The organism is Kitasatospora sp. NPDC091276 (genome assembly GCF_040684355.1).
Lineage (GTDB): Bacteria > Actinomycetota > Actinomycetes > Streptomycetales > Streptomycetaceae > Kitasatospora.
This window is the reverse complement of record NZ_JBFBFU010000003.1, coordinates 91,986-117,120: the sequence shown is the minus strand read 5'-3', so window position 1 is coordinate 117,120 and position 25,135 is coordinate 91,986. Positions and strand designations below refer to the sequence as shown.

The following is a 25,135-nucleotide window of genomic DNA, read 5'->3' as shown; positions in this document are numbered from 1 at the left end:
CCTCACAGGGCCGCCAGGCCAGTTGACGAGCACGGCCGACCACGAGCCCTGACCCTTCGTCACCCCATGCCCTGGGAGGCAGTCTTGACAGCCCCCGTCCGTGTCTGGCTCAACCGCACCTACGCCGAGAACGTCTTCTTCATCGAACAACTCCGCACCGCCCCTCGCCCGGTGGCGGTGCACGCGACCCACGCCGACCCCGACTCCCCGGTGCTCGCCGCCGCCGACCACGGCACCCTGGAACCCGCCGACCTGCCCGCCGACGCCTACGTCGGCTACGCGCTCGACTACTGCGCCCGGCATTCCATAACCGTCTTCCTCCCGCAGCTGCACCAGCTCGCCATCGCCCTCGCCCGGCCGGAGTTCGAGGCGATCGGCACCACCCTGCTCTGCCCGCCGGCCACCGCCATCGCCACCTACACCAGCAAGGCCGACGGCTACCGGGCGATCACCGCCGCCGGACTGCCCACCCCGCCCTGGTGGCGGGTGCGCACCGCCGACGAACTGCTCGACGCCGTCGACCGGATCGAGGCCGCCGGGCACACCGCCTGCCTCAAACCCACCACCGGCGCGGGCGGCGCGGGCTTCCGGGTGCTCACCCGGGAGCCGTACGGGCCGCGGCGGCTTCACGGCTGGGACCACCGGGTCCAGGTCGAGCTGGTGGCCGCCGCCCTGTCCGCCCGACCGGGCGCGGGGGGCGAGGAGGACGCGGGGGACGAGCCCGTCGACCTGCTGGTGATGCCCTACCTGGACGGGCCGGAGGTCTCGGTGGACTGCCTCGCCGACCGGGACGGCCACCCGCTCACCGTGGTCGGCCGCACCAAGGCGGGCCGCCGCCGCGGCTTCACCACCGATCCGCGGTACCTGGAGCCGGTCCGGCGCCTGGTCGGGGCGAGCCGGATGGCGTACCTGTCCAACATCCAGTTCCGCGAACTGGCCGGGCGACCGGTGGTGATCGACGTCAACACCCGGCCCGCCGCCGGGCTCCACCAGCTGCGGCTGTGCGGCCTCAACCTGCCCTGGGACGCCGTCCGGCTGGCGCTCGGCGAACGGCCGGAGCCCACCGGGGTGGATCCGGACGTGCACGGCGTCGAGTACACGCTGGTCTCCGGCATCCAGCCGGTGCTACAGCGCCGGGCGCCCGCCCCGGTCTCCCTCGTCCGGCAGCGGTAGCCCGGACGCGACGGCGGGCGGCTCGTGCGGGGCTCACCCGCGACACGCGGCTCGACGCGGCCGCACCGGCGGCAACCCCGGTGCTACAGCGGGCCGTTCCAGTCGAGCGTCGGCTCCAGCACGCCCTCCAGGGTGAGCAGCCAGCGCTTCACGTCGATCCCCACCCGGCCGCCGCCGAAGCCGCCGATCCCGTCCGCCGCCACCACCCGGTGGCAGGGCACCAGCAGGGCGACGGGATTGGCGGCCATCATCTGGCCGACCGTCCGCGCCGCCAGACCGGGCTCGGCCACGTCCTCGAACACCCCGCTGAGGGCCGCCAGTTCACCGTAGGTGATGGTCCGGCCGTACGGCACCTCCCGCCAGAGCGTGCGCAGCACGGTGCGGTGCGGGCCGGAGCTCAGGCTCCAGTCGATCGGCAGGCCCAACTCACGGCTGCGGCCCGCCAGATAGGCGCCGATCCGGTCCCGGACGGCGGCGGTCTTCGACGCGTCGGTGCACGGCGGCAGTTCGCCGTCCCGCCCGCCGTACCCGGCCGCCGCCACGCCCAGCGGCGTCACGGCGATGTGCATCGGGCCGCTGGGCAGCGGCGTCTCCACGGTCAGCCAGGACATCGACCAGGACTGCGGCACGCTCGGGCCCCCACCCTCCGCCGGACCGGCCGCCGGCCACCCCGGCGCCCGCGGGGCGCACGACGTCCGCCCGCCCCGCACGCCATCGTACGGCGGGCGGGGCGGCGCGCCTCCGGCGTCGGCGGGCACCGGAACCGTCGGCTGCGGCGGGCACCGGGGCCGTCAGCGCCGCCCCTTCAGCTCGGCCGCGAGCGCCCGGGACCAGTGCGACAGCTCGGCGCGGTCCGGCGCCCGGCCCTCGCACAGCAGGGTGAGCTGCGCGTCGTTGATCCGGTTCGGCCCCGGGATCTCCAGCAGGTACGCCAGCTCCGCCAGTACGGTGGCGAGCCGATCGGCGTCCGTGCGGTCCAGGGTGGCCGCGGACTCGTGGTGGCTGATGGTGAGCGAACCGGGCATGGTCAAACCTCCTCCGTCCACCCCCACTCCCTCCACGGTACGACCGGCCCGGCCGCGGCGCCCGCCGCGGGCGGCGGGGGTGCGGCGGCCGGACCTGGTCGCGCTCCGGAGCCGGCCGGGCGCGGTGGGCCGCACCGGGGCCGGGGGTGCGCCCCGGAGCCGTTCGGGGGCGGGTGGTCGGCGGATCCCGGGAAGGTCGGACCAGCGCGGGTCAGGGCGCGCCCTCCTGGTCGCCGTGACGCCCGTCCCCGCCCTGACGCCCGCCCTCGCCGTGCCGGCTCTCCTCCCACCGGCGGTTCCGGACCGCCGGCACCGCCAACACCACCGTACCGGCCGCAAGTTGCCAGACCGCACCGAGCAGCAGCACCTTGTCCACGCCGATCCGGTCCGCCGCCGGTCCGGCCGCCGCCAGCCCGAGCGGCCCCAGCACGAACGCGCCGAGCGCCCCGAAGGAGTTGACCCGGCCGAGCACCTCCGGCGGCACCCAGCTCTGCATCGTCGTGCTGAGCAGCGTCCCGCTGACCGCCGAGCCGACCCCCGCCACCAGCGCGCCGGCCACCACCCACGGCAGCGGCGCACCGGCCGCGAGCGCGGCGGAGGGCAGCGCCCAGGCCAGCGTGGCCACGGTGGCCACCGCGAGCGGCCGCTCGGGCCGGCGCCCGAGCATCACCAGCCCGCCCAGCACCGCGCCGACGCCGTACACCCCCATCACCAGACCCCAGGCCCGGGCGCCGCCGAGGTCCCGCTGCGCGGTGAGCGGGCCGAGCACCAGGAACGGCGCCCAGACCAGCAGGTTGAACAGGCCCATCTGGACGGTGGTGATCCAGAACCACGGCCGGGAGGCGAACTCCGACCAGCCGGCCCGCAGTTCGGCGAGCATCGACTGCTCGCCTCCGGCCGCGTTCGCCGCCCGGTCGGGCAGCCGGAGCCTGGCCAGGGCGAACGCGCCGACGCCGTACGTCACCGCGTCGACCAGCAGGACCACCGCCGGGCCCTGCGTCGCCGTCACCAGGCCGGCCGTCGCGGGCCCGGCCACCGTGGCCACCGAACGGGCCAGCCCCAGCAGGGTGTTCGCGTCGGCCAGGAGCTCCTTCCGGCGCACCAGGCCGGGCACGATCGCCCCGAGCGCCGGCAGGAACAGCCCCTCCCCGATCCCCCACACCGCCACCAGCGCGACCATCGCCCAGACCGGCGCCCGCCCGGCCGTCAGCAGCGCGGCGAACACCGCCTGGACGAGCCCGCGCAGGACGTCCGAGCCCAGCATCACCCGGCGGCTGCCGAACCGGTCCGCGATCACCCCGCCGGCCAGCAGCACCAGCACCACCGGCAGGATCCGGGCCGCCATCACCCACCCCAGGTCGGTTCCGCCGCCGCCGCCGTCGAGCACCGCGAAGGCCACCGCCACCGGCGCCATCGAGGAGCCGAGGAGGGAGGTCGAGTAGCCGACGAAGAACCACGCGAAATCGCGCTCGCCCAGCACGGCGAGCCGGTCTCCCAGCCGCCGGCGGCGGGCCGGGATCCGTTCCGCATCCACTGCCATGGGCGGCAGTCTGCCTCCGGACGGGAACGGCGTTCAAGGGTTTCCGGGGAAAAGTTGAGTCTTTTTGCCTCAACATTTCACGCTCTGCCAGCTGCCGCAGTAAACGGCCTCAAAAATGGCCGTTCACCTGCGATTTACTGCGCTTCGAAGATAGCCTTCAGGGGTCCGATCCGAGTTGATTTACTGCGGAAGAGGCCCAGCCATGGCAGAGCTCCCCCCGGTCGAGTACGCCGTCGCCGTCGAGCGCTACCTGGCCGCCTCCGGGCTCGCCGAAGGCTCCCGGCGGATCTACCGGATCGCCCTGAACACCTGGGCCTGGGCCCTCGCCGACCGCCCCGCCCCCACCGGCCCCGAACGGCGGCGCGCCCGGCCGCCCGTCCTCCCGCTCGCCCTGCTCGACCACCCGGACGCCGCCCGCCGCCTGCGCACCGCCGCCGACCGCCGCCGCGCCGACACCGACCCGCGCACGCTCAACCGCGAACTCTCCACCCTGCGCGCCGCCGTGGCCTGGTGGCGGGCCCAGCGCTGGCTCGACGACGACCCCACCACCGACCTGCACCCCGGCCCGCGGCCCGGACCGACCGTCACTCCCCTGGCACCCGACGACCTGCGTGCCCTCTTCACCCTCCGCGCGCCCCTGCGCGAACAGTCGCTCTGGCACCTGCTCCACGAGTCCGGCGCCGCCATCGACACCGTCCTCGCCCTCGACACCGACGACCTCGACCTGCCCCGGCACCGCACCCTCCACCGGCCCGGCCGCACCCCCGTCCACTGGCGGAGCGGCACCGCCCGGCTGCTCCCCCTCCTCGTCGCCGGCCGCACCGCCGGCCCGCTCTTCCTCACCGACCGCCGCGCCCCCGCCGGCACCCCCGCCCCCGACCGCTGCCCCCACACCGGCCGCGCCCGCCTCTCCTACCGCCGCGCCGCCGAACTCCTCACCGCCCACACCACCCCCTTGACCCCCGGCGCCCACGGCTGGACCCTGCGTCAACTACGGTCCGGCGCACCTCCGTCACTGGATTCCGACGGCCGGGCACGACACCCTGGCACCCCCGATCGAAGGGACCCCGAGTGATCCCCGACAACGAGACCCGGCGGCGCCGGGAGGCCGTCAGCCGACTCGCCACGGAACAAGCGGTGCTGATCGAGACCGCGGAGAGCTCCGGCACCGGCTTCCTGGTCGCCCCCGACACCGTGCTGACCTGCGCCCACGTCGTCCGCTCCGACCCGCACCCGGCGGTGACGGTGCACGGGCGCACGCTCCGGGCCGAGGTGGTCGCCCGGGAACCGCGGCAGGACCCGGACGGCGGCATCTACGCGTACCCGGACCTCGCGGTGCTCCGGCTCCCCGAACCACTGGACACCGCGGGCGTCTGGCTCGCCGACCAGGTGCCCCCCGGCGGCTCGGACGTGATCGTCCACGGATTCAGCGACGCGACCCTGGACGCCGGCACCCACCGGGACACCCTGTACCTCTCCGTCGTCGGCCGCTCCGGCGAAGCGGGCCACTTCGTCCGGCTCAAGAGCGACCAGGTCGTCCAGGGGTTCAGCGGCGGCCTCGTGCTCGACCCCGCCACCGGGCGGGTGTGCGGAGTGCTCAAGACCTCCCGCGACGAGACGGCCGTCCTGGGCGGCTGGATGGTCCCCGTCGACGCGGTGCGGACCTGCTTCCCCGAACTGGCCCGGCGCAACGGACTCGGCCACCGGCCCGGCACGGCCTGGTACGACCTGGCGATGGACCGGGCCGGGCGCCAGGTCCGGCTCTTCGGGGCGTACGGACACCACCGGCCCCGCCAGACGCCCCGGCCGACCCCCGCCCAGCTGCTGACGCAGGGCGCGATGCCCTTCGTGGACCGCCCGGAACTCGCCGAACTGCGGGCCTGGTGCGCCGACGGGACCCCGCTGCTGCTGCGCCTGCTCCACGCGCCGGGCGGCTCCGGCAAGACCAGGCTCGCCGCCGAGCTGTGCCGGCTGATGGCCGAGGACGGCTGGCTCGCGGGCTTCGTGCAGCGCAGCAGCCTCGCGGGGGCGGGGTGGCTGGACGAGCTGACCACCGCCCTCGACGACGGTCTGGCGGTCCTCGCCGTCTTCGACTATGCCCAGGCCCGGCTGGAGGACATCCGCACCCTGGTGGACCACGTCTCGCGGTTCGGGCCCGAGCAGCCCCGGCTGCGCCTGCTGCTGCTCGCCCGCACGGCCGAGCCCTTCTGGCGGGCGCTGCAGAGCGGCGTCGACGACTGGGCACTGGCCGACGCCAGCGTCGTGGAACTCCCCAGGACGATCCCCTCCGTCCCCTCCGCCGCCACCGCCTCCGCCTCCGCCGGGGACGCCTCGCCCGCCGCGCTGGTCGTCTCGGCCTTCGAGGTCTTCGCCCGACGACTCGGCCACGACCGCCTGCCCGTACCGAGGAGCCTTCCGTCGCGCGCCGGGCGGGAGGACTCGCTGCTCGGCGTGCTGGCACTCGCGCTGGACGCCGTCCTCACCCTCGCCCGGGGAAGCAGCTGGTCCGGGCACGGAGATCCGCTCGAACGGCTCTGCGACCACGAGGTCCGGGTCTGGCACGCGCAGCTCACGGCGTGGCTGCCCGCGGAGCCGGCCCTGGCCGGCGAGGCCGGCCGGCTCCTGGCGGAAGGGCTCCTCCTCGTCCCGGTCCTCGCCCCCGGGCGACGCTCGGACCGGCTGATCGCCCTGCTGGAGCGGGTCCGGGCCGAGGCGTTCCCCCACCGTCCGCCCCTCAACATGAACGTCGTCAACGCCCTCCTGCGCATGCTCTACCCGGCCGAGGACGGCCTGGTCGCCCCCGTCGGCCCGAGCCGGATCGGCGAGATCCTGGTCCGGCGGGTGCTGAGTACGCCGGAGAGCTCGGGACGCTCAGAGGAGTACCTGCTCGCCCTGCTGGACCCGCCGCACCCCGCCTCGCCGCAGCAGCGGATCGCGGCGGCCACCGAGACCGTGGAGATCCTCGCCCGCGCCCGCGGCTGCACCGGGGTGGGGCGGGTCGTGGACCACCCCGCCCACCCGGCCCTGGACGCCGCACTGGCCCGGAGCATCGCCGAGCGGCCCGACGCGCTCCTGCCGGCCCTGGCCGCCAACGGCGCCGTACTGCCGCACGCCGAACCGCTGGCGGCCCTCATGCTGCCCGCCGTGCGGGCGTGCGGACCGGACGTCCTCGCCGCCGTCGAGAGCCGGCTGCCCGGCTACCCCTCCAGCATGTCGCCGGTGGCGGCGCTGGTCCTGAAGCGCCTGCTGGACCAGCCGGACCCCGAATTCGGCGAGGAGGACCAGCTGCGCAGGCTGCGCCGCCTCATCAGCTACAGCCTCCGGCTCGACGAGACCGCCGCGGACGGACCGGCCCCGGGCGGACCGGCCCCGGGCGGACCCGCCGTGGACGGGCCCGCCGTGGACGGACCCGCCCCCGGCGGACTCGGCGCGGACGGCGTCCGCCCCGGCGACTCGGCGCTGACCGCCGCCCAGCAGGCCGTCCGCCTCAGCCGGGACCTCGTCCGACAGACCGGACGCCACCTCCCCGAGTACGCGAGGGCGCTCCACAACGTGAGCCTCCTGCTGCACCGCGCCCACCGGACCGAACCGGCGCTCGAACACGCCAGGTCGGCCGTCGCCCACTACGAGGAACTCCTCGCCGGGGCGGACGGGGACGACACCCTGCGCCAGACGTACCTCCTGGACACCGCGACGGCGCTGAGCACCCTGGCCCTGGTGCGGATGGAGGACGGCCAGGTGAGCGCCGCCCTCGACGCGGCCGCACACGGCGTCGAGCTGTGCGAGGAGGCCGAACCGGGAGCCCGGCAGGACGACACCCTGCTGACCTGCCTCCAACTCCTCGCCCGGTGCGGGCAACTGGCCGGCCGGCCCGTCGAGGCGGTGGCGGCCGGCTACCGGGCGCTCGCGCTGCTGCGCGAGCTCGCCGACCAGCAGCCCGGCCGCTACCTGGCCAGGCTCCCGGAGGCGTTGCACCGGCAGGCGATCGGCCTCGTCCGGGCCGGACGGGACGACGAGGCGTACCGCGCGCTGCGGGAAGCCGCACAGCTGCGCGCCGCCCTTCCGCCCGGCGACCGGCAACGGCTCGCCGCACAACGGTCCTCGCTCCGAATGCTGGTCCAACTCTCCTCGGAGATAACCGAGTTCACCGACGAGCGCGCACACTGGGTGGAGCAGCTGGCGACCATGGGCAATCATGGCAGGTGAGGCCGTCGCCACCTGCGGCCCTACGACGGCAGGTAGGAGCATGATGCCCACGGACTCTCAGGACCTCGCCGCGCCCGCCCCGATCCGACGCCGCCAGGCCGTCGAGGTCTTCGGGAACCGCTTCGGCCGGCTCTACAACGACGAGGTCGTCGCCCCGGGCGGCACGGCCGGCAACTACCTCCGGTGGCAGTGGTCGCAGACCGGCGTCGTCGTGGTGGCGACCGGCCCCGACGGCATCGCGCTGGTGCCCTCCTACCGCTACCCGGTCGGCGCCGCCTCGCTGGAGTTCCCGCGCGGCGGCTGCGAGCCCGGCGAACCCCCGGAGGAGGCCGCCGCGCGCGAGCTCAGGGAGGAGACCGGCCTCATCGCCTCCACCGTGGAGAGCCTCGGCCTGATCCACGCGGACACCGGCCTGATCGAGAACGGCATCCACGTCTGCCGCGCCACCGTGCTCCCCGGGGGCACCGCCACCGCCCGTCCGGAGGCCATGGAATCGGTGACCGACCCGGTCTGGGTCTCCCCCGACCTGATGGCGCGCTGGCTGCGGCAGGGCCGGATCACCTGCGGCGTCACCCTGGCCGCCTTCGCCCTCCTCCAGGCCCACCCCGACCCGCAGACCGGGACCGTCAGAGGGTGACCACCCGCTCGAAGGGATCGAGCTCGCGCAACGGCCGCGGCTGTGCCCGGCGCTGCGGTTCCGGACCCGCGGCACCCGGGCCGTTCACCACGTGGAGCGACAGGTCGCGAACGCCGTCGGTCGCCGGGGAGACCACCTCCAGGCCGGCCCCCAGCCGACCGGCGACAGGGTCCTCGTCCAGCCCGAAGCGCATCAGCCGGACCTCGCCCCGCAAGTGCTCCCACGCCAGACCCCCGACACGGCGGAAGGTGCGCTCGAACGCCTCCAGCGTCCACGAGCTGAACTCGTCGACCGCCGAACGCAGCACCGCCGTGTCCGGCTGGATCCCCCGGCGCAGCCGCCCCAACTCCGCGACCAGGGCCACCCGGGAGGGCTGCTCGATCGCCTCGAACACCACCTCCACCGGGAGTTGGGACAGCAGCAGGTTGTCGAGCATCACCGCCGGGAACCCCGCGTACTCGACGAGTCGCCGGCTCCGGAAGACCGGGATGGTGCCCTCGCCGTCGCGCGGGCCGGCCATGCCGACGCCCAGGGCCTGCGGCAGCGCCCGCCGGTAGGACTCGCCGGCCCAGTCGTCCACCGACTGGAGCACGAGGACGAGTTCGGCGCTGCCCCCCGGGCGCGCGCTCCGGTAGCCGGCCAGCCAGTCCCGGAGTTGCTTGTAGAGCAGCGGATCCTGCTCGGAGACCCAGGCGCGCGCGGCTTCGAGGGCCTCCCGCGCGCTCCCGGCGAAGTCCCGCTCGGCGGCCTCGATCCGCGTCAGGACACCGGACTTGAACGCGGCGGCGACGGCCGACCCGTCGTACGGCACCGTGTGCGCGGACGACACCCCGGTCAGCCGCTCCACGTAGGTGACGTCGGGCGCGTTCTCCACGCCCTCGGCCCGGTGGCCGTCGCTGATCCGGTGCAGGGTCCCACCCGCCCGCAGCGCGACCCGCAGCCGGCCTGCCTCCAGGAGGGCGCCGAAGTCCGAGAGCGCCGCCGTACCCGGGGACCAGCGGACCTTCCGCGCCTCCTCGACGTCGACGAGCGCTCGGAAGTACCTGTTGTTGAGGCCCTGCGAGTCGCCGATCAGCAGGGTGTCGGCGAAGAGGACATGCAGCAGGACCCGCGACCGCAGGTCTGAGGCCCGGTCGATCGGCGCCGCCGCGTGCGGCTCCACATCGGAGAGGTAGATGCGTTCGGTACCCGCCGCCCGCTGTCCCATATCCATGGCCTGCCACCCCTCGGCGCCCGATACAGTTCCCCTCGCGAAGAAGAAGGATAGGCCCACGGCCCGGGCCGGTCACCGGTTTTCCGGCAATTCGACCCCGGCAACGGCACCCCTTGGAGGAGAAATGTCGGAGCTTGTCCAAGTAGTGACGCCCGAGGGGACATTCTGGGCCCGCATCGAGGAGCAGCGCGGGCCCAGGGACGTCGCCCTGCGCCGCCCCAGCTACCAGCTGGACGACCTCGCGAGCACCCTCCAGACCGTGGTCGGCAACGTGCGATCCGGCCTGCGGGCGGCCGCCCCCGACGAATTCACGCTCGAATTCGGAATCGAGCTCTCCGTCAAGACGGGAGTCCTCGTGAGCGCGGTGACGGGAGTCGACGGAAAGGCCAGCCTGAAGGTGACGGCGACCTGGCGGAAAAGCGGCGAGACCGCCCTTTCCGGCCCGCCGAACGAACCGGAGGAATCGGAGGAGTCCGACGACTCGAACGAACCCGCCGAACCCGGCGAACCGGCCGAATCCGCACCCGAACCCACCTGATCGACCGCCACGCACCACCCCACGGCCTGCGACACGCCCCGGCAACGACGAAGGGCCGGTCGCATTGCTTCCTACGCGAGCCCCCTGTCGGGTTCGAACCGACGACCCCCGCTTTACAAGCCCCACACGGATCATGACGGCGGGTGACACTTGATGCCGCGTGGCGCTGAACCTGCAGTTCAGCGCCACGCGGCAGGTTGCGTGATCCAGATACTGGTGGCTCCTGCCCGCCTGTCCGCTCACGCATCGCGCACGCAACCAGGCAGCTAGCGGAAGGTCAGTTCCAGCGTTCAGCGAAGATAAGCGACGCGCCCCGGAGCTTCTCGCGGCCGTCAGCCTTCCAAAACTCGATGATTTTCGCACCGTCACGCACACTCCAACGAAAGCCCGAGGAACCCCTTTGCGACTTGTCAGTAACTTTCGAGAGCAGGGCGCACCAGGCACGGTCAAGCGCCGCCAAATTCGGAACACTCGGCTCCAAATATAGGACGCTCAGGGAGGCTGCTCCCTATCCAGGCATCCGCAAGCTCCCTGACCTCAATTCGACGCGTATGCCCGAAATGACAGTTTTCTGGCTGGATTCGACACCCGAACCCCATCTCGCAGGGCAAGTTACTGGAGATGCGGGTGACAGGGGCAGGCTGCCTCTGACGACAGAGGTGCCACTTTCGGCGAACTCAGGTGAACTTGGGAGCGGCTGACTCAGCCGTGTGTGGGCATGATCAGCCCATGGATCGAGGACTCACAGCGTGGGCGCATCTGATTGCTGAAGCTGAACTTGCTGGTCCACTTCCCCGACGGTGGACGCATTCCCAAGGTGTGTCGCTCCGGGCCGTGGGTCTCGAACCGGTTCTCGGCGATAACGCCGACCTGCTCATCGCGGCTGCCGTCTTGCACGATGTCGGGTACGCGCCGGTGCTGGCGGTCACCGGCTTCCATCCGCTTGATGGTGCCCGGTTTCTCCGGGACGTTCACGGTGCAGACGAGCGCCTCGTGCGGCTGGTGGCGAACCACTCGTTCGCGTTGCTGGAGGCCGAGGAGCGCGGGCTGCGAGTGGTACTGGAGGCCGAGTTCCCGCTGCTAGAGGATCAGCGGCTGGTGGATGCATTGGTGTGGTGTGACATGACGACGACGCCCCACGGTGAGCCGACGACGGCTGAGGCGCGGGTGGCGGAGATCGTTGGCCGCTACGGGGCGGAGAGTGTGGTGGGGCGGTTCATCCGTCGGGCGTCGCCGGAGATCTTCGCGGCCGTCGCTCGAGTGGAAGCGGCGCTGGCGGCTCAGCCCAAGTAGGGGTAGGTACCGGCGAGGTAGTCGCCGATCTGCTGGCGCATGCTGCGGTGGATGTCGTACTGGTCGAAGTCGGCGGGCTGGATGAAGCGGACGCCGTCGGCCTCGTCGTTGATCGTGGGCTCGCCGCCGACGGGGCGACCGATATAGGTGTTCTCGTACTGCTGGCGGATCTCGCCGTCGGTGTAGGCGACGATGTGGTTCGGGTTGGTGTAGACGCCGAGGAAACCGGTGATCTCTGCCTGGATGCCGGTCTCCTCCAAGCATTCGCGCACCGCGCACTCGGCGGCGGTCTCACCGATGTCCTGCGCTCCGCCGGGCAGCGCCCACTGGCCGGTGTCGCGGCGGCGCTGCAGCAGGATCGCGCCCTGGTCGTCGACGACGAGCAGGTTGCTTGCAGGGATGAGGGTGTTGGCTTTGGGGGCGTTGGAGTCGTTGTAGTACTCAGTCCTGCCCATGTGCGGCGGTCCCCTCCTGGTCGGGCGTCCAGGGCCGTGCGTGGGCCCAGGCTGCTTCGAAGCTCTGAGCGTAGTTGTCGAACCAGCCGGTGGTGTCCACTCGCTTGAGGTGGAGCAGGGGGTTGGCGCTGGCCGGCTGGCCGAAGATATGCGGGTTGACCAGCAGGTTGTCGTCGTAGCGGAAGAGGGAGTTGTAGAGCGTGGTGTCGTGGAGCCTCACCTCGCAGCCCTCTTCCGGGAGCAGAGGACGGTAGTAGGTAAGAGAGGCGCGAATTTTGGCGGCGAGGGTGTCGCCGATGCCCTCCTCGCGACCTCGGACAGCGACGGAGTGCCCGCTCGGGTCGCCGAAGCACAACCGCACCTGGACGCCGTCGGCCGCTCGCTCGGCGAGCATCTTGGCGACGCGCGGGTTGGACTGGGCGAAGAACGTCCCGGAGAAGACGAGCACGTCGATCTGCTGGCGGGCCTCCTGCAGCAGGGTCAGCCAGGTCTCGCGGGGCACGCTGGCCCGGTTCTGGTAGGTGCCGAGGAGTTCGGTGCCTAACCCGCCGGTCTGCCGGCCTGCACGGGGCTGCGGGTCGGGCCAGAGGAAGATCTCCTCGACCCGCAGGAACCGAGCGGCGCGGAAGCGGTGCCTCGGGTGGGGTACGCGCCCGCCGAGCCAGCGGCCGACGGTCTTGGGGTCCACTTCGCAGGCTTCGGCGAGCGCCTCGGGCTCTATGCCCCGCTGAGCGAGTACGGAGTGAAGTCGCTCGTTCACGGAGACCATACAAGCCGAGCCGGGCGTGGATGTGCAAGGACGTTGTGGGACGTTCGGCTGGAGCTGACGGCCCGACAAGGTACTTACGCTGGCGATATGCAGCTCATCGTCCTGTGGGACATCGACCACACGCTCATCGAGAACGCCGGGGTGAGCAAGGAGATCTACGCCGCCGCATTCACCGCGCTGACCGGCGCCCCACCAGCCGTGCCGGCATCGACGGAGGGCCGCACCGATCGCTTGATCATGCGCGACATGTTCCGCCGGCACGATCTCCCGGAGCCTCACTGGCCGATCGTTGATGCCGCTCTCGCCCGGGCCGGTGAGGAGCGCTCCGGCGAACTGCGTCAGCGCGGGAGGGCGCTTCCGGGCGTGCTCGATGTCCTCAAGGCGACGTCCGTCCAGGCTGGTTGGGTGTCATCGGTGCTGACCGGCAACATCGCGGCGAACGCCCGCGTAAAGCTGGCGGCGTTCGACCTGGATCCGCTGCTGGACCTGGCCGTCGGGGCCTTCGGCGCCGACGCGGAGCAACGTCGCGACCTAGTCGCCGTCGCCCGTCAGCGTGTCCATCGCCACTGCGGACTGCCCGCTGACATCCCGGTCGTCCTGGTAGGCGACACGCCACGGGACGTCGAGGCAGCCCTCGCCACCGGTTCCGGGATCATCGCAGTCGCCACCGGCATCCACGGCGAGGCCGAGCTCAAGGCGGCCGGCGCTCCGGTGGTGCTGCCTGATCTGTCGGACACGGCCGGTCTTCTCGCACTACTGGAGAACGTCCCAGGACGTCCCTGAGCCGTCCAAGTACGCGGTGATGCAGTCCCCGCACTCTCCGCAACCATCGGGTCTCCACCAGCCAATCGGCCGAGGGAGGTCCCACATGATCGGGGAAGTCACCGGCATCCGCAGGATCCGGATGCTGTACCTGCAGCTGCTGTACCGCTGCAACTTCGAGTGCCTGCACTGCTTCCATGGCGAGCGTCTCAAGCACGCCGACGCCTTCAGCCTCCAGGAGGCGATCAACCTCCTCACCCTCATGCACCACCGCTACGGCACCGAGGCCGTCACGCTGCTCGGAGGCGAGCCCTTCGTCTACAAGGACCTGACGCAGGTGGTCCGGTACGCCAAGCAGCAGTTGGGCATCCCGGTCGAGATCTGCACCAACGGCTACCGGATCGAGCGCCGACTCACCGAGATCGCCCCGTACCTCGACTTCCTGCGGATCTCGCTGGAGGGAATGGGCTCGACCAACGACCAGATCCGCAAGCTCGGCAGCTACCAGGGCGCGCTCAGCGCCCTCGACCTCGCGCGGGAACTCGGGGTCCACACCGGGGCCACCATGACGGTCACCTCCCGCAACATCGACGAGGTGCTGCCGCTCGCCCGTACTCTCCAGGACTTCGGTGCACGGCAGTTGAAGCTCCACTGCCTGCGGGCGGTCGGCAACGCCGCCGATCACCCTGATCTCCTCGTCACCGATCCCACGGCCTACACCCGCCTGCGCGAGCAGCTCCAGGACGCCGACCTGGCCATCGAGGTCGTCGTCGATGAGGACCTGTCCGCCGACGGCGCCCCGGAGATCTGCGCTACCTCCAACGGCCCACGCGAGATCGAGCGGATCGAGGCCGACCCGCGCGGAGCGCTCACCATGTCCTGCAAGGCGGTCGGCAAGGACTCCCACGCCTTCTGGTACGACAAGCTCGCCAACCGCGTCATCCACCGACCCTCCGCCACCGACGAACTCACGCTCGCCGTACCGGACGTGGTGTACGGCCGTGTCTGACCACCCTCTATTCGAATGTCTCGAAGGGCTGCGCGGTACCGGCAAGTCGACCATCGCGCCGCTGCTCGCCGCAGCCCGCGGTGCCGTCTTGGTTCCCACCGTCCCGCTCCTCTACCAGCCGCTCCGACCGGAGATCGACCGGCGGGAGAACACCGAGGCACGGATGTGCTTCTACCTCTCCGCGCTGTTCACGGCCATCGACGAGATCCAGAGCTGGTTGGACGCGGGCATCCCGGTCGTGGTGGAGAGCTACTTCGCCCGATGCCTGGCCAACCACCGAGCCTTCGGTACCCGCCTGGGCATCGCCCTGCCGCACGGCCTGCCCCAGCCGGTCACCTACCAGCTGGTCTGCGCAGAGAACGAACGCCAACACCGCCTGGCCGCACGGCAGAAGCCCGTATCCCGCTGGGACGCGCTCGGCGAGGACGTCGTCGAACGGATCACCGCCGCCTACGCCCGGTTCCCGATGCACCAGGTCGACACTACGGGCCGCGAACCGGACCAGGTCGTCGAGGCCATCCTCGCCACCGCCACCCAAGGAACCCACCACCGTGCAGACACAGAGCCTGTGGGAGCACACGCTCACCTTCTTCCCCCAGTTCCTCGCCGCCCTGAAGGAACGCGTCGCCCCTGAGGGCACGGTCGCGGTCATCGGGGCCGCCGACGGCAGACTGGTCCTGCCGCTGGCCGCCGCCGGCTACCGGGTCATCGCCTTCGAACGCGACCCACAGGCCCTCCACGGCGGCGAGGTCCGCCTTCCAGGTGACGTCAACGCCCACGCGATGGGGCTGATCGACCGGCTCAGACTCGAAGAGCTCTACGACCGGGTGCGGGTGGTCGACCAGGACTTCCTCGATGCCGACCCGCTCGGCACCCTCTGCGACGCGGTCTGGACGAGCTGCTCGTGGCACTACAGTGCCAACCACCATCGCCCGCTCGCTGAGTTCGTCGCCCGCATGCAGCTCCTCGTGCGTCCCAACGGCCTGTTCGGCGCGGAGTTCATGATGCCGGTCGACCAGCGCCACCACCACATCGAGCACTACACCTCCCCCGAGAAGCTCAGCCGCCACTTCACCAGCGCCTGGACCGTTCTACTGACGCTGAGGACCGGCGAGTTCACCGAGCGGGCCCACGTCGGCCAGCTCCAGGACCACACCCACCGCATGGGCCTGCTCCTGGCGGCCCGCACTCCCAAGTAACCCAATCAGTAAGCCGAGAAGGGGAATCATGAAGCACGAGTACGAGGCCAAGTTCCTGTCCGTCGATGTCGCCGACCTCCAGGCAAAGCTGACCGCGTTGGGTGCCGTTCGGTCGTTCCCGCGAACCCTCCTTACCCGCAAGATCTTCGAGAACGACGCCCTCGACGGCAACCAGTGGATCCGGCTGCGCGACGAGGGCACCCGCTCGACCCTCACCCTCAAGCAGGTCACCGACGCGACCACGATCGATGGCACCACTGAGATCGAGACCGAGGTCGCGGACCTTCACGCCATGGCCGAGATCCTCCGCCGGGTTGGCCTGCGCGAGGTCCGCTACCAGGAGAACTACCGCGAGGAGTGGTGTCTGGGCGAGGTCGCCTTCGACTTCGACACCTGGCCCGACCTCCCGACCTTCGTCGAGATCGAGGGTCCCGACGAGACGTCGGTCCGTCAGGCGGCGGCCCTGCTCGATCTCGACTACTCCGAGGCCCGGTTCGGCAGCGTGGACGAGATCTACAAGAGCGAGGCCGGCCGCGACATCCTCGCCGAGTCCACCCTCCTGTTCGCCGACACCGGCAAGACCGGGTCGGCGCCCATGGCGGTCGAGAACCACTGAGCCCGGAGCTGAGCCGTGCCGACAGACCTGCACTGCCGCGCAGGGGTGATACCCGGGATCTACGAATTCACCCAAGGAGGTCCGCCCGCCCCGGCGGCCACCAATGACGGCAACCAGTGGGTAGACGGCTTCTGCTGGCTGTTCTGCGGCCAGCAGCGGACCCGAGTCCTGTGGATCGGCCCGGTGAGTGTGGCCGGCGCCCAGGCATCGATGTACGCCTGCGGATCCTGCATCCAGGAACTCCATGACCGGGTCTGGCACTCGATTCTCCTCAACGACGCACCGTGGCGGGCCACGGTGGTCGCGGGGCCAGCCAGTCCGGAGGCGACGGACAGCCAGCATGCTGGAGACCGCGAGCAGACTGTGTAGCACTCCGAGCCCACTGGCCTGAATGACGCTCGGCGCTCGGCCCCCCGGCTGAGAGCCGAGCGCTGGCCATAGGGCCGTCGCAGGCGGCAGCTTGCTCCGCCCTCAAGGGGCGCGGGCCGGGGTAAGGATGACTTACCCCACAACTTGCTCCGCGTGCGGAATCAGTTCGGCCACCCGGGTGGCCTGTCCGTCGCGGTGCTCCTGGACGCCATGCCGGCGTCGCAGTCGTCCCACTCGTTGCATGGCTGGTCGCAGTGGTACGAGTGACGGTCCAGGGGCGGTTGGACTCGTAGCGGGGAAGCAGCCCGTCCCCAGCACGAGCTGGGCGGGGACGGGTGGTACGAGTGGTGAGGGTCAGATGCCGATGGCGGCGGGCTGCTCCACGGGTTCCGGGCAGTAGCGGTGCCAGGGGTCGAGGAAGCTGTTGCGGGTGAATCCCTTGCGCTGGGTGTCCCGATCGAAGCGGATGTTCGCCGAACCGATGCCGTAGTCCTTAAGCAAGAGTCGCAGGCCGCGTGCAGTCAGGCCGTTGGTGCCGTGATCGGCCCAGGGTGCCTCGCTGTCAGCCTTCAGGGCGGTCAGGAGGTGCTCGGTGGACAGGGCGTCCGGATTACCGCCTGCGACGAAGACCCGCCGGATGTCGGCCAGGATCCTGGTCTTCAGGCCGCCGTCCTCGTCCTGCCCGGACTCGTGGGCGGTCATGGCTTGGCACGCCGCTCGGGCGCGGGCGGGCCACTCGCCTCCGGCGAGGTCAGCGGCCGCCACCGAGGGCTCCCAGGTATCGACTGCCCGGTCCTCGACCGGCATCGGCGGCTCCAGGTCGGCAGCCGTATCGGTCAGGGGTATGAGCCGGGCGCGAAGGCCGTCGCGGAGGTGGTGCAGGGCCGGAGTGTCCCGCTTGGAGCGGAACGAAGCGACGTACTCACCCGATGCCCGGCGGCGCATGCGGATGACGACTGACCGATCCGTGATCGTGTCCGGGAGGTCGCCGATACCGGCCAGGGCCGCCGTGGCGAAGGTAGGGAATTTCATCGGCTTGTGGTCGGGTCCGGACACCCGCAGCGTGGGCCGGTTCCGCTGGTGACCGGCGTTGAGCAGGCCCCGCAGGTCCTCGTTCTTCTCCGCGACCTTGATGGTGCCGAACAGGGTGTCCGCCTCGTCCACCAACATGGTCGGCGGCTGGTCGGTGATCGACCGGAAGATGGCGGCCGGGGTGGCGTTGACCGTGATCAGCGGGTCGTGGACCGTCTCGGTGATCACGTCGAGCAGCCGCGACTTCCCGCACCGCTTGGCCGGTCCGATCACCGCCAAGCGCGGTGCGTGCTGCCACGCGGGCTGCAAGTGGGTCGCGGCCACCCACAGGGTCACCGCGTCCAGCGCGTGGGCGGACGGCAAGATGACGAACCGGGCGATGGCTGACCGCAGTTCGGACAGAAGCTCGGCGCCTGGGGTGGGCGAGCTGACCGGGGCGTCCTCGGCGACCCGGTAATTGACCGCCTCGGAGGTGACCTCACCGGTCAGAGAAACGGTGCCCCGGTAACTCCCGTCGGTCAGTACGTCATTTTTACCGACCTCCGGTCGGAAGTGACCGGGCTGACCCGGGACGGCTACAGGAGGCCAGCCCTGCGCCTGGCCTCCCGGTGTGGGGTGCGGAGAAGTAGAGTTCACGGTGAAGCTCCTCGCTGGTGCGCACGACCTCGACTGTCGCGCTGCCACCGGTTGAACTGATTCGCTGATCTGGGGACTTCGTCCGGCCCTCGGTGTTGGTAGCACCGAGGGCCGTCGCGTTCCCGCCTGCCAAACCGATGAGCCGATTGGTCCCAACTCGCAGGCGAATGGAGTGCGTTGCGCCGGTTTGCGACCGGCGGGCGACGCGGCGAGGCGTGCGGCCAGCGGTGGGCTGACACCAATCTGAAGTCCGGGCTCCTCACAGTCGCCAAGCAGCTCGTAGTGGACGGCTGGGCGGTCTACGAGGACGACCCCAAGACGGACGCGGGCGCCCGCACCATCGCTCTCGACTCCGAGACGGTGGCCGTCCTGGAGGCGCACCGAGACCGGCAGCGGGCCGATCGGGAGCAGTGGGGCACCGCTTGGGTCGAGACCCGGCGGGTCTTCACCAAGGGGAACGGCGAGTGGCTGCACCCGACCGCAGTCACCGACCGATTCCGTGAGTTGGCCAACGCGGCCGGCCTCCCGCCGATCCGCCTGCACGACCTCCGCCACGGCGCGGCGAGCCTCGCTCACGCAAACGGCCTCGGACGAGAAGTCCGAGGCCGGCGATAAAGCGCCCAGAAGGCCAAACCTGCAGCTCATCCAGGGTGGAACCCAGAGCCCCCTGTCGGGTTCGAACCGACGACCCCCGCTTTACAAGAGCGGTGCTCTGGCCAGCTGAGCTAAGGAGGCACGGTGACCGTCCGCGAGGGATCACGGCGGCACCGGGGGCAGTCTACCGGGCCCGGCAGGTGGGGTGGGGGGATATCCGGGGGTTGGCGGGCTGGGTGGGCGTGATGGAACCGATGCCGAAATCGGGCGGGCTGGGGGCTGACAAGCGGCGGAGGCGCAGGTAGCGTCGCCCGGAGTCGGTTCGTGAGGTGGTTCAGACCACTGGGCGGGCTGACGGAGGCGAACGAACGCCCCTTTACTCGGATCGTCCGGCACGTTCCTGCCGGTGAAGGAGAGAACAACCATGGCTTCTGTCACGTACGACCAGGCGACCCGCGTCTACCCCGGGGCGGACAAGCCCTCGGTGGACGCGCTGGACCTGGAGATCGCGGACGGCGAGTTCCTCGTGCTGGTCGGCCCCTCGGGCTGCGGCAAGTCGACCAGCCTGCGCATGCTGGCCGGTCTGGAGGACGTCAACAGCGGCTCCATCCGGATCGGTGACCGGGACGTCACGCACCTGCCGCCGAAGGACCGGGACATCGCCATGGTGTTCCAGAACTACGCGCTGTACCCGCACATGACCGTCGCCGAGAACATGGGCTTCGCGCTCAAGATCGCCGGCGTGAACAAGGCGGAGATCCGCACCAAGGTCGAGGAGGCCGCGAAGATCCTCGACCTGACGGAGTACCTGGACCGCAAGCCGAAGGCGCTGTCGGGTGGTCAGCGGCAGCGTGTCGCGATGGGCCGCGCGATCGTGCGCCAGCCGCAGGTCTTCCTGATGGACGAGCCGCTGTCGAACCTGGACGCGAAGCTGCGCGTCTCGACCCGTACCCAGATCGCCGGCCTCCAGCGCCGCCTGGGCATCACGACGGTGTACGTCACCCACGACCAGACCGAGGCGCTCACCATGGGCGACCGGGTCGCGGTGCTCAAGGGCGGCGTGCTCCAGCAGGTCGACACCCCGCGCAACATGTACGACCGGCCCTCCAACCTGTTCGTGGCCGGCTTCATCGGCTCGCCCGCGATGAACCTGGTCGAGGTCCCGCTGGTGGACGGCGGCGTGAAGTTCGGCGGCTCGGTGGTCAACGTCTCGCGCGACGACCTGGCCGGCGCCGGCACCGACAAGTCGGTGACGGTCGGCATCCGCCCGGAGCACTTCGAGATCGTCCCGGCGGGCGGCATCGAGGGTGTCGCGGTGACGGTGAACGTCGTCGAGGAGCTCGGCTCCGACGGCTTCGTGTACGGCACCACCAAGATCGGCGGCGAGGACAAGGAGCTGGTCGTCCGCGTGCACGGCCGGCAGATCCCGGCCCGTGGCGAGACGATCCACGTCGTGCCGATCGCCAACGAGACCCACGTGTTCTCGACCAGCTCGGGCGCCCGTCTGAGCAGCTGAGCACGGCGCGCCCTGCCGGTCGGTCGACCGGCAGGGCAAGCCGGCACGACGGAGCCCGTCGGACCATTCCTGGTCCGGCGGGCTCCGTCCGTACACCCCCGCGTCAACACGGTGGGGGGACGAACCCGGACACGGTGTCACTCGATGGTGTCACGGAGGGCGATTCGACCCGTACCCACCGCTACTCTCCTGAGGGTGAAGCAGCTTGTACGCCGTATCGGCCAGACCGTCGCCCTGACCCTGCCGGTCGTCCTGGTGACCACCGGCACCCTCGCCGTGACCCGGGTGCCATGGGCCCCGCCGACCAACCTCGACCAGCAGGTCGTGGCGGCGTCCAGTGGTGACGGCACCGGGATCGGGCGTTCCGCCACCGCCACCGCGGGCACGTCCCCGGACGGGCTCGCCCCGCAGGAGTCGCTGCGGGTGGTGCTGCTGGACGAGCTGCGGGCCAAGAACCCGTCCGCCGCGCTGGACCTGCTGGAGCGCTCGATGCGCGAACAGCCGTCGCTGACGCCGTACTGCACCTCGCTCGCCGGAGAGCTGGGCAAGGCGGCGGTGCGCAAGTACCAGGGCGACGTCCAGCGGGCCCGGTCCTTCGCCCGCCCGGTCTGCGACGGATCGTTCGCGGCGGGCATCGCCGGCTGACCCCCTCGGCCGCGGGCCGACGAGGCCGTCGGGCCCACCGGCAGCCGCGGGCCGACGGCGCCCGCGGCCTCGGGTTCCCACCCCCGGTGGGCGCCCTATTCTTCAGGCATGACCGCTGACTCCGGCCCCACCGCCGACCTCGCGTCCCCGCCGACCCACCCGTCCCGGCCGACCACGACGCCCGTCACCCAGGCCGTGATCCTGGCCGGCGGCCAGGGCTCGCGGCTGCGGCCCTACACGGACGACCGCCCGAAGCCGCTGGTCGAGATCCCCGGGACGGGCACGCCGATCCTCGGCCACCAGCTGGCCTGGCTGGCCTCCGAGGGCGTCACCGACGCGGTGGTCTCCTGCGGGCACCTCGCCGCCGTGCTGGAGGAGTGGCTCGACAAGGCGGATCTGCCGCTGCGCGTGCGCACGGTGGTCGAGGAGGAGCCGCTCGGACGCGGCGGCGGCCTCAAGTACGCGGCCAAGGCGCTGCCCCGCCCAGACGAGCCCTGGTACGCCACCAACGGCGACATCTGGACCCGGTTCAGCCTGCGCGACATGGCCGCCTTCCACCACGAGCGGGACGCCGTCGCGACGCTCGCGCTGGCCCGGCCGCGGATCCCGTGGGGGGCGGTGGAGACCGACCAGTTCGGCAACGTGCTGGACTTCATCGAGGCGCCGCCCTCGCCGTTCCTGATCAACGCCGGGCTGTACGTGTTCAGCCCGGAGTTCGCCGAGCTGCTGCCGGACGTGGGCGACCACGAGCGCACCACGTTCCCGCAGCTGGCGCGCAGCAAGCGGCTGGCGGGCTACCAGCTGCCGCAGGGCGTGTACTGGCGCGCCATCGACACCGCGAAGGACCTCACCGAGGCGGCCAAGGAGCTCGCCTCCGGGGCCGGCCGCACACCGCAGTAACCGCCGCCCCCGGGCGCCCCAGCACCCGCGCCCCAGCACCTCGGCCCCCTGCGCACGACGATCGGCCGGGTGCTCCGCCAAGGAGCACCCGGCCGATCGCGTCCACGGGCCGTCAGGTGGACGTGGGCGCCCCCGGGTGGGAGGAGCGGGCGCCGCCGGACAGGTCGGCGAGCGGGCCGCTGCCCAGCACCCCGCCGAGCAGCCCGGGGCTCGCCCCCGAGCTCGGGCTGGGCTTGGACGCCGCCCCCGAGCCGGCGGGGGCCGGGGTGCTGCGCTGGGCGGGCGAGGAACCGGCCGACGGCGCGGCGGCGGACGGCGCGGCGGGGGTCGGGGTCGTGCCGGCCCCGGTCTCCGCCTTGGTGGAGTGCCCCTTGCCGCTCGGCGTCGGGCTGCCCGGGCGGGTTGCCGGGGCGGAGGAGGGCGGGGTGGTCGGGCTCGGCGTGGGGGTGGCCGGGCGCGGGGCGGGCGAGGGCGAGGTGGACGAGCCCTGGCCGCCCGGGGTGCCGGTCGGGGCGCCGCTGGGCCAGACCGGCGTGCCGTAGTCGGTGGCCGGACGGGCCGGTGCCTGGTGCGTCCGGGCCCCGGTCCGCACCGCCGCGCCGAGCATCGAGCCGAGCAGCAGGGTCGCCCCGACCACGACCGTGGTGACCACCGTGCCGCGGCGCAGCACCCGGCGGCGCAGCGCGGCGGGCGCGTCGGCGCCGTAGCGCCGCCAGGCCTCCAGGTTGAGCCGCCCGTCCAGGGAGGCGAACGGCGCTCCGGCGATCAGCAGCGGGCTCCAGGCCGCCAGGAAGATCAGGTCGGGGGTGTCGTAGACCGGCACGGCCCGCCAGCTGACGGTGAACAGCAGCGCGGCGGAGAGGAGCATCGCCGCCCCGGCCGCGAGCCGCTGCCAGAGGCCGAGGAGGGTCAGCACGCCGACCACGACCTGGGTGAACGACACCACCAGGCCGGCACCGACCGGGTGCGCCATGGCGAAGGCCAGCAGCGGTTCGGCGACCTTCCAGGGGTGCAGCGAGGCGAGCCAGCGCATCATCGAGCCGCGCTCGCCGCCGTCGAAGTAGACCGGGTCGCAGAGCTTGCTGAACCCGGCGTAGACGGACAGCGAGCCGAGGACGGCGCGCAGCGGCAGCAGGACCAGGCCGAGGTCGACCCGGCGGCCGGGGTACCAGGGCTGCTTGCCCTCGGCGGCCGTCGCGGAGACCTCGGGGAGCTCGCCGCTCGGGGTCCAGCCCTGCGGTGCGCCGACCGGGCCGATGCCCGCGTCGGTGGCGGTGCCGGCACCCTCCCGGGGCTGGCGCGGGACGGTCCGGGCGCCCGAGTAGGACGGGATCACCCGGGTGTCCGACACGCCCGGGCCGCCGCCGTCGGGTCCGGAGCCGGTGAGCCGGACGGCGTCCAGCAGCTGGGTGGCCGCGAGGTCCCCGGGGGGCGCCTGCCCGGTCCAGGTGACGGCGGTGACCCGGCCCTTGCGGCGCGGCGCACCGCCCCCGGCGGCCCCCGCGAGCGCCGGGACGGCGGAGGCGGGCACCACGACCTGCGGGGTGACCAGCGGACGGCGGATCAGGCCCTGGTTGGCGTACGGGTCGCCGAACGCGGCGCCGGTGGACAGCAGTCCGGCCGGGGCCTCGATCAGCGGCGCCACCGGGGCGCCGAGCCGGAGCCGGAAGCTCGCCTGGGTGATGCTGAGGCGCGCGGGGTCGGACGGCACCTTGACCGTGTCAAGGCCGGGGCCCGCGTCTATCCCGGTGCTGCCGCCGCCGAACAGGGGGCGCCGAGGTGTTCTGGTGTCCACGCCCGTCTAACCGGGTGACCACCGCTTAGGACACTCTCCCGAGTGGATGTCCGGCGCATACTTGAAATGATCATGAGAAAAGCGATCGGGCCTGGTCGGGCCCGATCGCTTTTCACTCGGATTGCGGAGAATTCAGAAGTTCCCCTGCGCCCCGCACACCGGCTGTGCTCAGCGCTTGGCGCGCAGTCGCGCGGCCTCGTAGAGCACGATGCCCGCCGCGACACCGGCGTTCAGCGACTCGGTCAGCCCGGACATCGGGATCCGCACCCGCATGTCGCAGGTCTCCGAGACCAGCCGGGACAGACCCTTGCCCTCGCTGCCCGCGACGATCACCACCGGGCCGGTCAGCAGCTCCAGGTCGCCCAGCTCGGCCTCGCCGTCGGCGGCCAGGCCGACCACCATGAGACCGGCCTTCTGGTAGGCCTCCAGGGTGCGGGTGAGGTTGGTGGCCCGGGCGACGGGCAGACGGGCGGCGGCGCCGGAGGAGGTCTTCCAGGCGCCGGCGGTCATACCGGCCGCGCGGCGCTCGGGGATGACCACGCCGTGCGCGCCGAAGGCGGCGGCGGAGCGGACCACGGCGCCGAGGTTGCGCGAGTCGGTGACGCCGTCCAGCGCGATGATCAGCGCGTCCTGGCCCGAGTCGGAGGCCTCAACCAGCAGGTCGTCGGGGTGCGCGTACTCGTACGGCGGCACCTGGAGCACGAGGCCCTGGTGGTTGAGCCCGCCGGTCATCTGGTCCAGCTGCGGGCGCGGGGCCTCCATCAGCGGGATGCCGCGGTCGTTGGCGGCCTGGAAGGCCTCGCGGACGCGGTCGTCGGTGTCGACGAACTGCTGGACGTACAGCGCGGTGGCCGGGACGCCGCCCTGAAGGGCCTCGACGACCGAGTTGCGGCCGAAGACGAGCTCGGCGCTGCCCGCGCCGCCCCGGCCGCCGCGACCGGCGCCGCCGGCGCGGCGCATGCCGGCGCGGGCCTTGGCGTCCCGCTCGCGCTTGACCGCGGCGTTGGCGGCGCGCTGCTTCGGGTGGCCCTTGCGCTCCGCTCCGGGCGGGGTCGGGCCCTTGCCCTGGAGCGCCTTCCGGCTGTGGCCGCCGGTACCGACAGACGCGCCCTTCTTCGACCCGGGGTTGCGGCGGTTCCTGCGCTGGCTGTTGCCGGCCATGGCTGTACTTCCTGTCTGTCCGGCATGCCCGGCCGCCCCGTTCTGTCCGGCG

General features: G+C 72.2%; 25 protein-coding genes and 1 tRNA gene. 16 read left to right on the top strand and 10 right to left on the bottom strand.

Going from position 1 to position 25,135, the window contains the following annotated elements:
- Positions 1–84: 84 nt before the first annotated feature.
- A complete protein-coding gene (locus AB0O19_RS04485) occupies positions 85–1,173 on the top strand; it encodes an ATP-grasp domain-containing protein (protein WP_363617770.1) in 1,089 nt (362 codons plus the stop codon).
- An 83-nt stretch (positions 1,174–1,256) separates the two neighbouring features.
- Here AB0O19_RS04485 and AB0O19_RS04480 read toward each other — a convergent pair whose 3' ends face one another.
- From AB0O19_RS04480 to AB0O19_RS04470, 3 genes are all read right to left on the bottom strand, one after another.
- The gene (locus AB0O19_RS04480) at positions 1,257–1,802 is read right to left on the bottom strand and encodes a methylated-DNA--[protein]-cysteine S-methyltransferase (RefSeq protein WP_363617768.1); all 546 of its coding nucleotides are present in this window, start codon (positions 1,800–1,802) and stop codon (positions 1,257–1,259) included.
- Positions 1,803–1,964: 162 nt separating this feature from the next.
- Positions 1,965–2,198, bottom strand: coding sequence for a hypothetical protein (locus AB0O19_RS04475; protein WP_363582182.1), 234 nt, complete (start codon positions 2,196–2,198; stop codon positions 1,965–1,967).
- 211 nt (positions 2,199–2,409) lie between these two features.
- Complete coding sequence (locus AB0O19_RS04470; RefSeq protein WP_363617766.1) at positions 2,410–3,738, bottom strand: MFS transporter; 1,329 nt, start codon at positions 3,736–3,738, stop codon at positions 2,410–2,412.
- A gap of 202 nt (positions 3,739–3,940) precedes the next feature.
- Between AB0O19_RS04470 and AB0O19_RS04465 the strand changes: the two genes are divergently transcribed.
- From AB0O19_RS04465 to AB0O19_RS04455, 3 genes are read left to right on the top strand one after another with little or no spacing between them, the layout of a single operon-like run.
- Positions 3,941–4,813, top strand: coding sequence for a hypothetical protein (locus AB0O19_RS04465; protein ID WP_363617764.1), 873 nt, complete (start codon positions 3,941–3,943; stop codon positions 4,811–4,813).
- Positions 4,810–7,944, top strand: coding sequence for a trypsin-like peptidase domain-containing protein (locus tag AB0O19_RS04460; RefSeq protein ID WP_363617762.1), 3,135 nt, complete (start codon positions 4,810–4,812; stop codon positions 7,942–7,944). The genes AB0O19_RS04465 and AB0O19_RS04460 overlap by 4 nt, the downstream gene beginning before the upstream one ends.
- A 43-nt stretch (positions 7,945–7,987) precedes the next feature.
- Positions 7,988–8,581 carry an NUDIX hydrolase gene (locus AB0O19_RS04455; RefSeq protein WP_363582190.1) on the top strand — a complete coding sequence of 198 codons (594 nt, stop codon included), beginning with the start codon at positions 7,988–7,990 and terminating at the stop codon, positions 8,579–8,581.
- Here the strand turns inward: AB0O19_RS04455 and AB0O19_RS04450 are convergent.
- The gene (locus tag AB0O19_RS04450; RefSeq protein ID WP_363617760.1) at positions 8,571–9,794 is read right to left on the bottom strand and encodes a hypothetical protein; all 1,224 of its coding nucleotides are present in this window, start codon (positions 9,792–9,794) and stop codon (positions 8,571–8,573) included. The two genes, AB0O19_RS04455 and AB0O19_RS04450, sit on opposite strands and share 11 nt — an antisense overlap.
- A gap of 124 nt (positions 9,795–9,918) precedes the next feature.
- Here AB0O19_RS04450 and AB0O19_RS04445 point away from each other — a divergent pair, with 124 nt between their 5' ends.
- Entirely contained in the window at positions 9,919–10,332 is a 414-nt protein-coding gene (locus AB0O19_RS04445; RefSeq protein ID WP_363617758.1) for a CU044_2847 family protein, read from the top strand.
- 729 nt (positions 10,333–11,061) lie between these two features.
- A complete protein-coding gene (locus AB0O19_RS04440) occupies positions 11,062–11,625 on the top strand; it encodes an HD domain-containing protein (RefSeq protein WP_363617757.1) in 564 nt (187 codons plus the stop codon).
- Here AB0O19_RS04440 and AB0O19_RS04435 read toward each other — a convergent pair.
- Both AB0O19_RS04435 and AB0O19_RS04430 read right to left on the bottom strand, forming a co-directional pair.
- Positions 11,613–12,080 carry an NUDIX domain-containing protein gene (locus AB0O19_RS04435; RefSeq protein WP_363617755.1) on the bottom strand — a complete coding sequence of 156 codons (468 nt, stop codon included), beginning with the start codon at positions 12,078–12,080 and terminating at the stop codon, positions 11,613–11,615. The genes AB0O19_RS04440 and AB0O19_RS04435 overlap by 13 nt on opposite strands.
- Positions 12,067–12,840, bottom strand: coding sequence for an XRE family transcriptional regulator (locus AB0O19_RS04430; RefSeq protein ID WP_363617753.1), 774 nt, complete (start codon positions 12,838–12,840; stop codon positions 12,067–12,069). Before AB0O19_RS04430 ends, AB0O19_RS04435 begins: the two co-directional genes overlap by 14 nt.
- Before the next feature lie 96 nt (positions 12,841–12,936).
- Between AB0O19_RS04430 and AB0O19_RS04425 the strand changes: the two genes are divergently transcribed.
- The 6 genes from AB0O19_RS04425 to AB0O19_RS04400 all read left to right on the top strand — a co-directional run bounded on the left by AB0O19_RS04425 (position 12,937) and on the right by AB0O19_RS04400 (position 16,804).
- Complete coding sequence (locus AB0O19_RS04425; RefSeq protein WP_363617751.1) at positions 12,937–13,632, top strand: haloacid dehalogenase-like hydrolase; 696 nt, start codon at positions 12,937–12,939, stop codon at positions 13,630–13,632.
- A gap of 85 nt (positions 13,633–13,717) precedes the next feature.
- Positions 13,718–14,620: a radical SAM protein gene (locus AB0O19_RS04420; RefSeq protein WP_363617749.1), complete on the top strand. Its 903-nt coding sequence runs from the start codon at positions 13,718–13,720 to the stop codon at positions 14,618–14,620.
- Complete coding sequence (locus AB0O19_RS04415; RefSeq protein WP_363617748.1) at positions 14,613–15,254, top strand: hypothetical protein; 642 nt, start codon at positions 14,613–14,615, stop codon at positions 15,252–15,254. The genes AB0O19_RS04420 and AB0O19_RS04415 overlap by 8 nt, the downstream gene beginning before the upstream one ends.
- On the top strand, positions 15,172–15,819 hold the full coding sequence (locus tag AB0O19_RS04410) for an SAM-dependent methyltransferase (protein ID WP_363617746.1): 648 nt from the start codon (positions 15,172–15,174) through the stop codon (positions 15,817–15,819). Before AB0O19_RS04415 ends, AB0O19_RS04410 begins: the two co-directional genes overlap by 83 nt.
- 28 nt (positions 15,820–15,847) lie before the next feature.
- Positions 15,848–16,435, top strand: coding sequence for a class IV adenylate cyclase (locus tag AB0O19_RS04405; RefSeq protein WP_363617744.1), 588 nt, complete (start codon positions 15,848–15,850; stop codon positions 16,433–16,435).
- A gap of 15 nt (positions 16,436–16,450) precedes the next feature.
- Positions 16,451–16,804 carry a hypothetical protein gene (locus AB0O19_RS04400; RefSeq protein ID WP_363617742.1) on the top strand — a complete coding sequence of 118 codons (354 nt, stop codon included), beginning with the start codon at positions 16,451–16,453 and terminating at the stop codon, positions 16,802–16,804.
- Positions 16,805–17,158: 354 nt separating this feature from the next.
- Here AB0O19_RS04400 and AB0O19_RS04395 read toward each other — a convergent pair whose 3' ends face one another.
- Entirely contained in the window at positions 17,159–18,238 is a 1,080-nt protein-coding gene (locus AB0O19_RS04395) for a DUF3631 domain-containing protein (RefSeq protein WP_363618035.1), read from the bottom strand.
- Between the two features lie 411 nt (positions 18,239–18,649).
- Here AB0O19_RS04395 and AB0O19_RS04390 point away from each other — a divergent pair, with 411 nt between their 5' ends.
- The gene (locus AB0O19_RS04390) at positions 18,650–19,087 is read left to right on the top strand and encodes a tyrosine-type recombinase/integrase (RefSeq protein WP_363617740.1); all 438 of its coding nucleotides are present in this window, start codon (positions 18,650–18,652) and stop codon (positions 19,085–19,087) included.
- Between the two features lie 46 nt (positions 19,088–19,133).
- Here AB0O19_RS04390 and AB0O19_RS04385 read toward each other — a convergent pair.
- Positions 19,134–19,207: transfer RNA gene (locus AB0O19_RS04385), tRNA-Thr, on the bottom strand.
- A gap of 283 nt (positions 19,208–19,490) precedes the next feature.
- Between AB0O19_RS04385 and ugpC the strand changes: the two genes are divergently transcribed.
- The 3 genes from ugpC to AB0O19_RS04370 all read left to right on the top strand — a co-directional run bounded on the left by ugpC (position 19,491) and on the right by AB0O19_RS04370 (position 22,127).
- Positions 19,491–20,582, top strand: coding sequence for a sn-glycerol-3-phosphate ABC transporter ATP-binding protein UgpC (gene ugpC / locus AB0O19_RS04380; RefSeq protein WP_363582337.1), 1,092 nt, complete (start codon positions 19,491–19,493; stop codon positions 20,580–20,582).
- A 195-nt stretch (positions 20,583–20,777) separates the two neighbouring features.
- Positions 20,778–21,227 carry a hypothetical protein gene (locus AB0O19_RS04375; protein WP_363582339.1) on the top strand — a complete coding sequence of 150 codons (450 nt, stop codon included), beginning with the start codon at positions 20,778–20,780 and terminating at the stop codon, positions 21,225–21,227.
- 108 nt (positions 21,228–21,335) lie between these two features.
- A complete protein-coding gene (locus AB0O19_RS04370) occupies positions 21,336–22,127 on the top strand; it encodes a nucleotidyltransferase family protein (RefSeq protein ID WP_363617738.1) in 792 nt (263 codons plus the stop codon).
- 112 nt (positions 22,128–22,239) lie between these two features.
- Here the strand turns inward: AB0O19_RS04370 and AB0O19_RS04365 are convergent, their stop codons facing one another.
- Together AB0O19_RS04365 and rlmB are read right to left on the bottom strand one after the other, a co-directional pair.
- Positions 22,240–23,838 carry a DoxX family membrane protein gene (locus AB0O19_RS04365; RefSeq protein ID WP_363617736.1) on the bottom strand — a complete coding sequence of 533 codons (1,599 nt, stop codon included), beginning with the start codon at positions 23,836–23,838 and terminating at the stop codon, positions 22,240–22,242.
- Between the two features lie 252 nt (positions 23,839–24,090).
- The gene (gene rlmB, locus AB0O19_RS04360; protein WP_350878370.1) at positions 24,091–25,083 is read right to left on the bottom strand and encodes a 23S rRNA (guanosine(2251)-2'-O)-methyltransferase RlmB; all 993 of its coding nucleotides are present in this window, start codon (positions 25,081–25,083) and stop codon (positions 24,091–24,093) included.
- Positions 25,084–25,135: the final 52 nt, after the last annotated feature.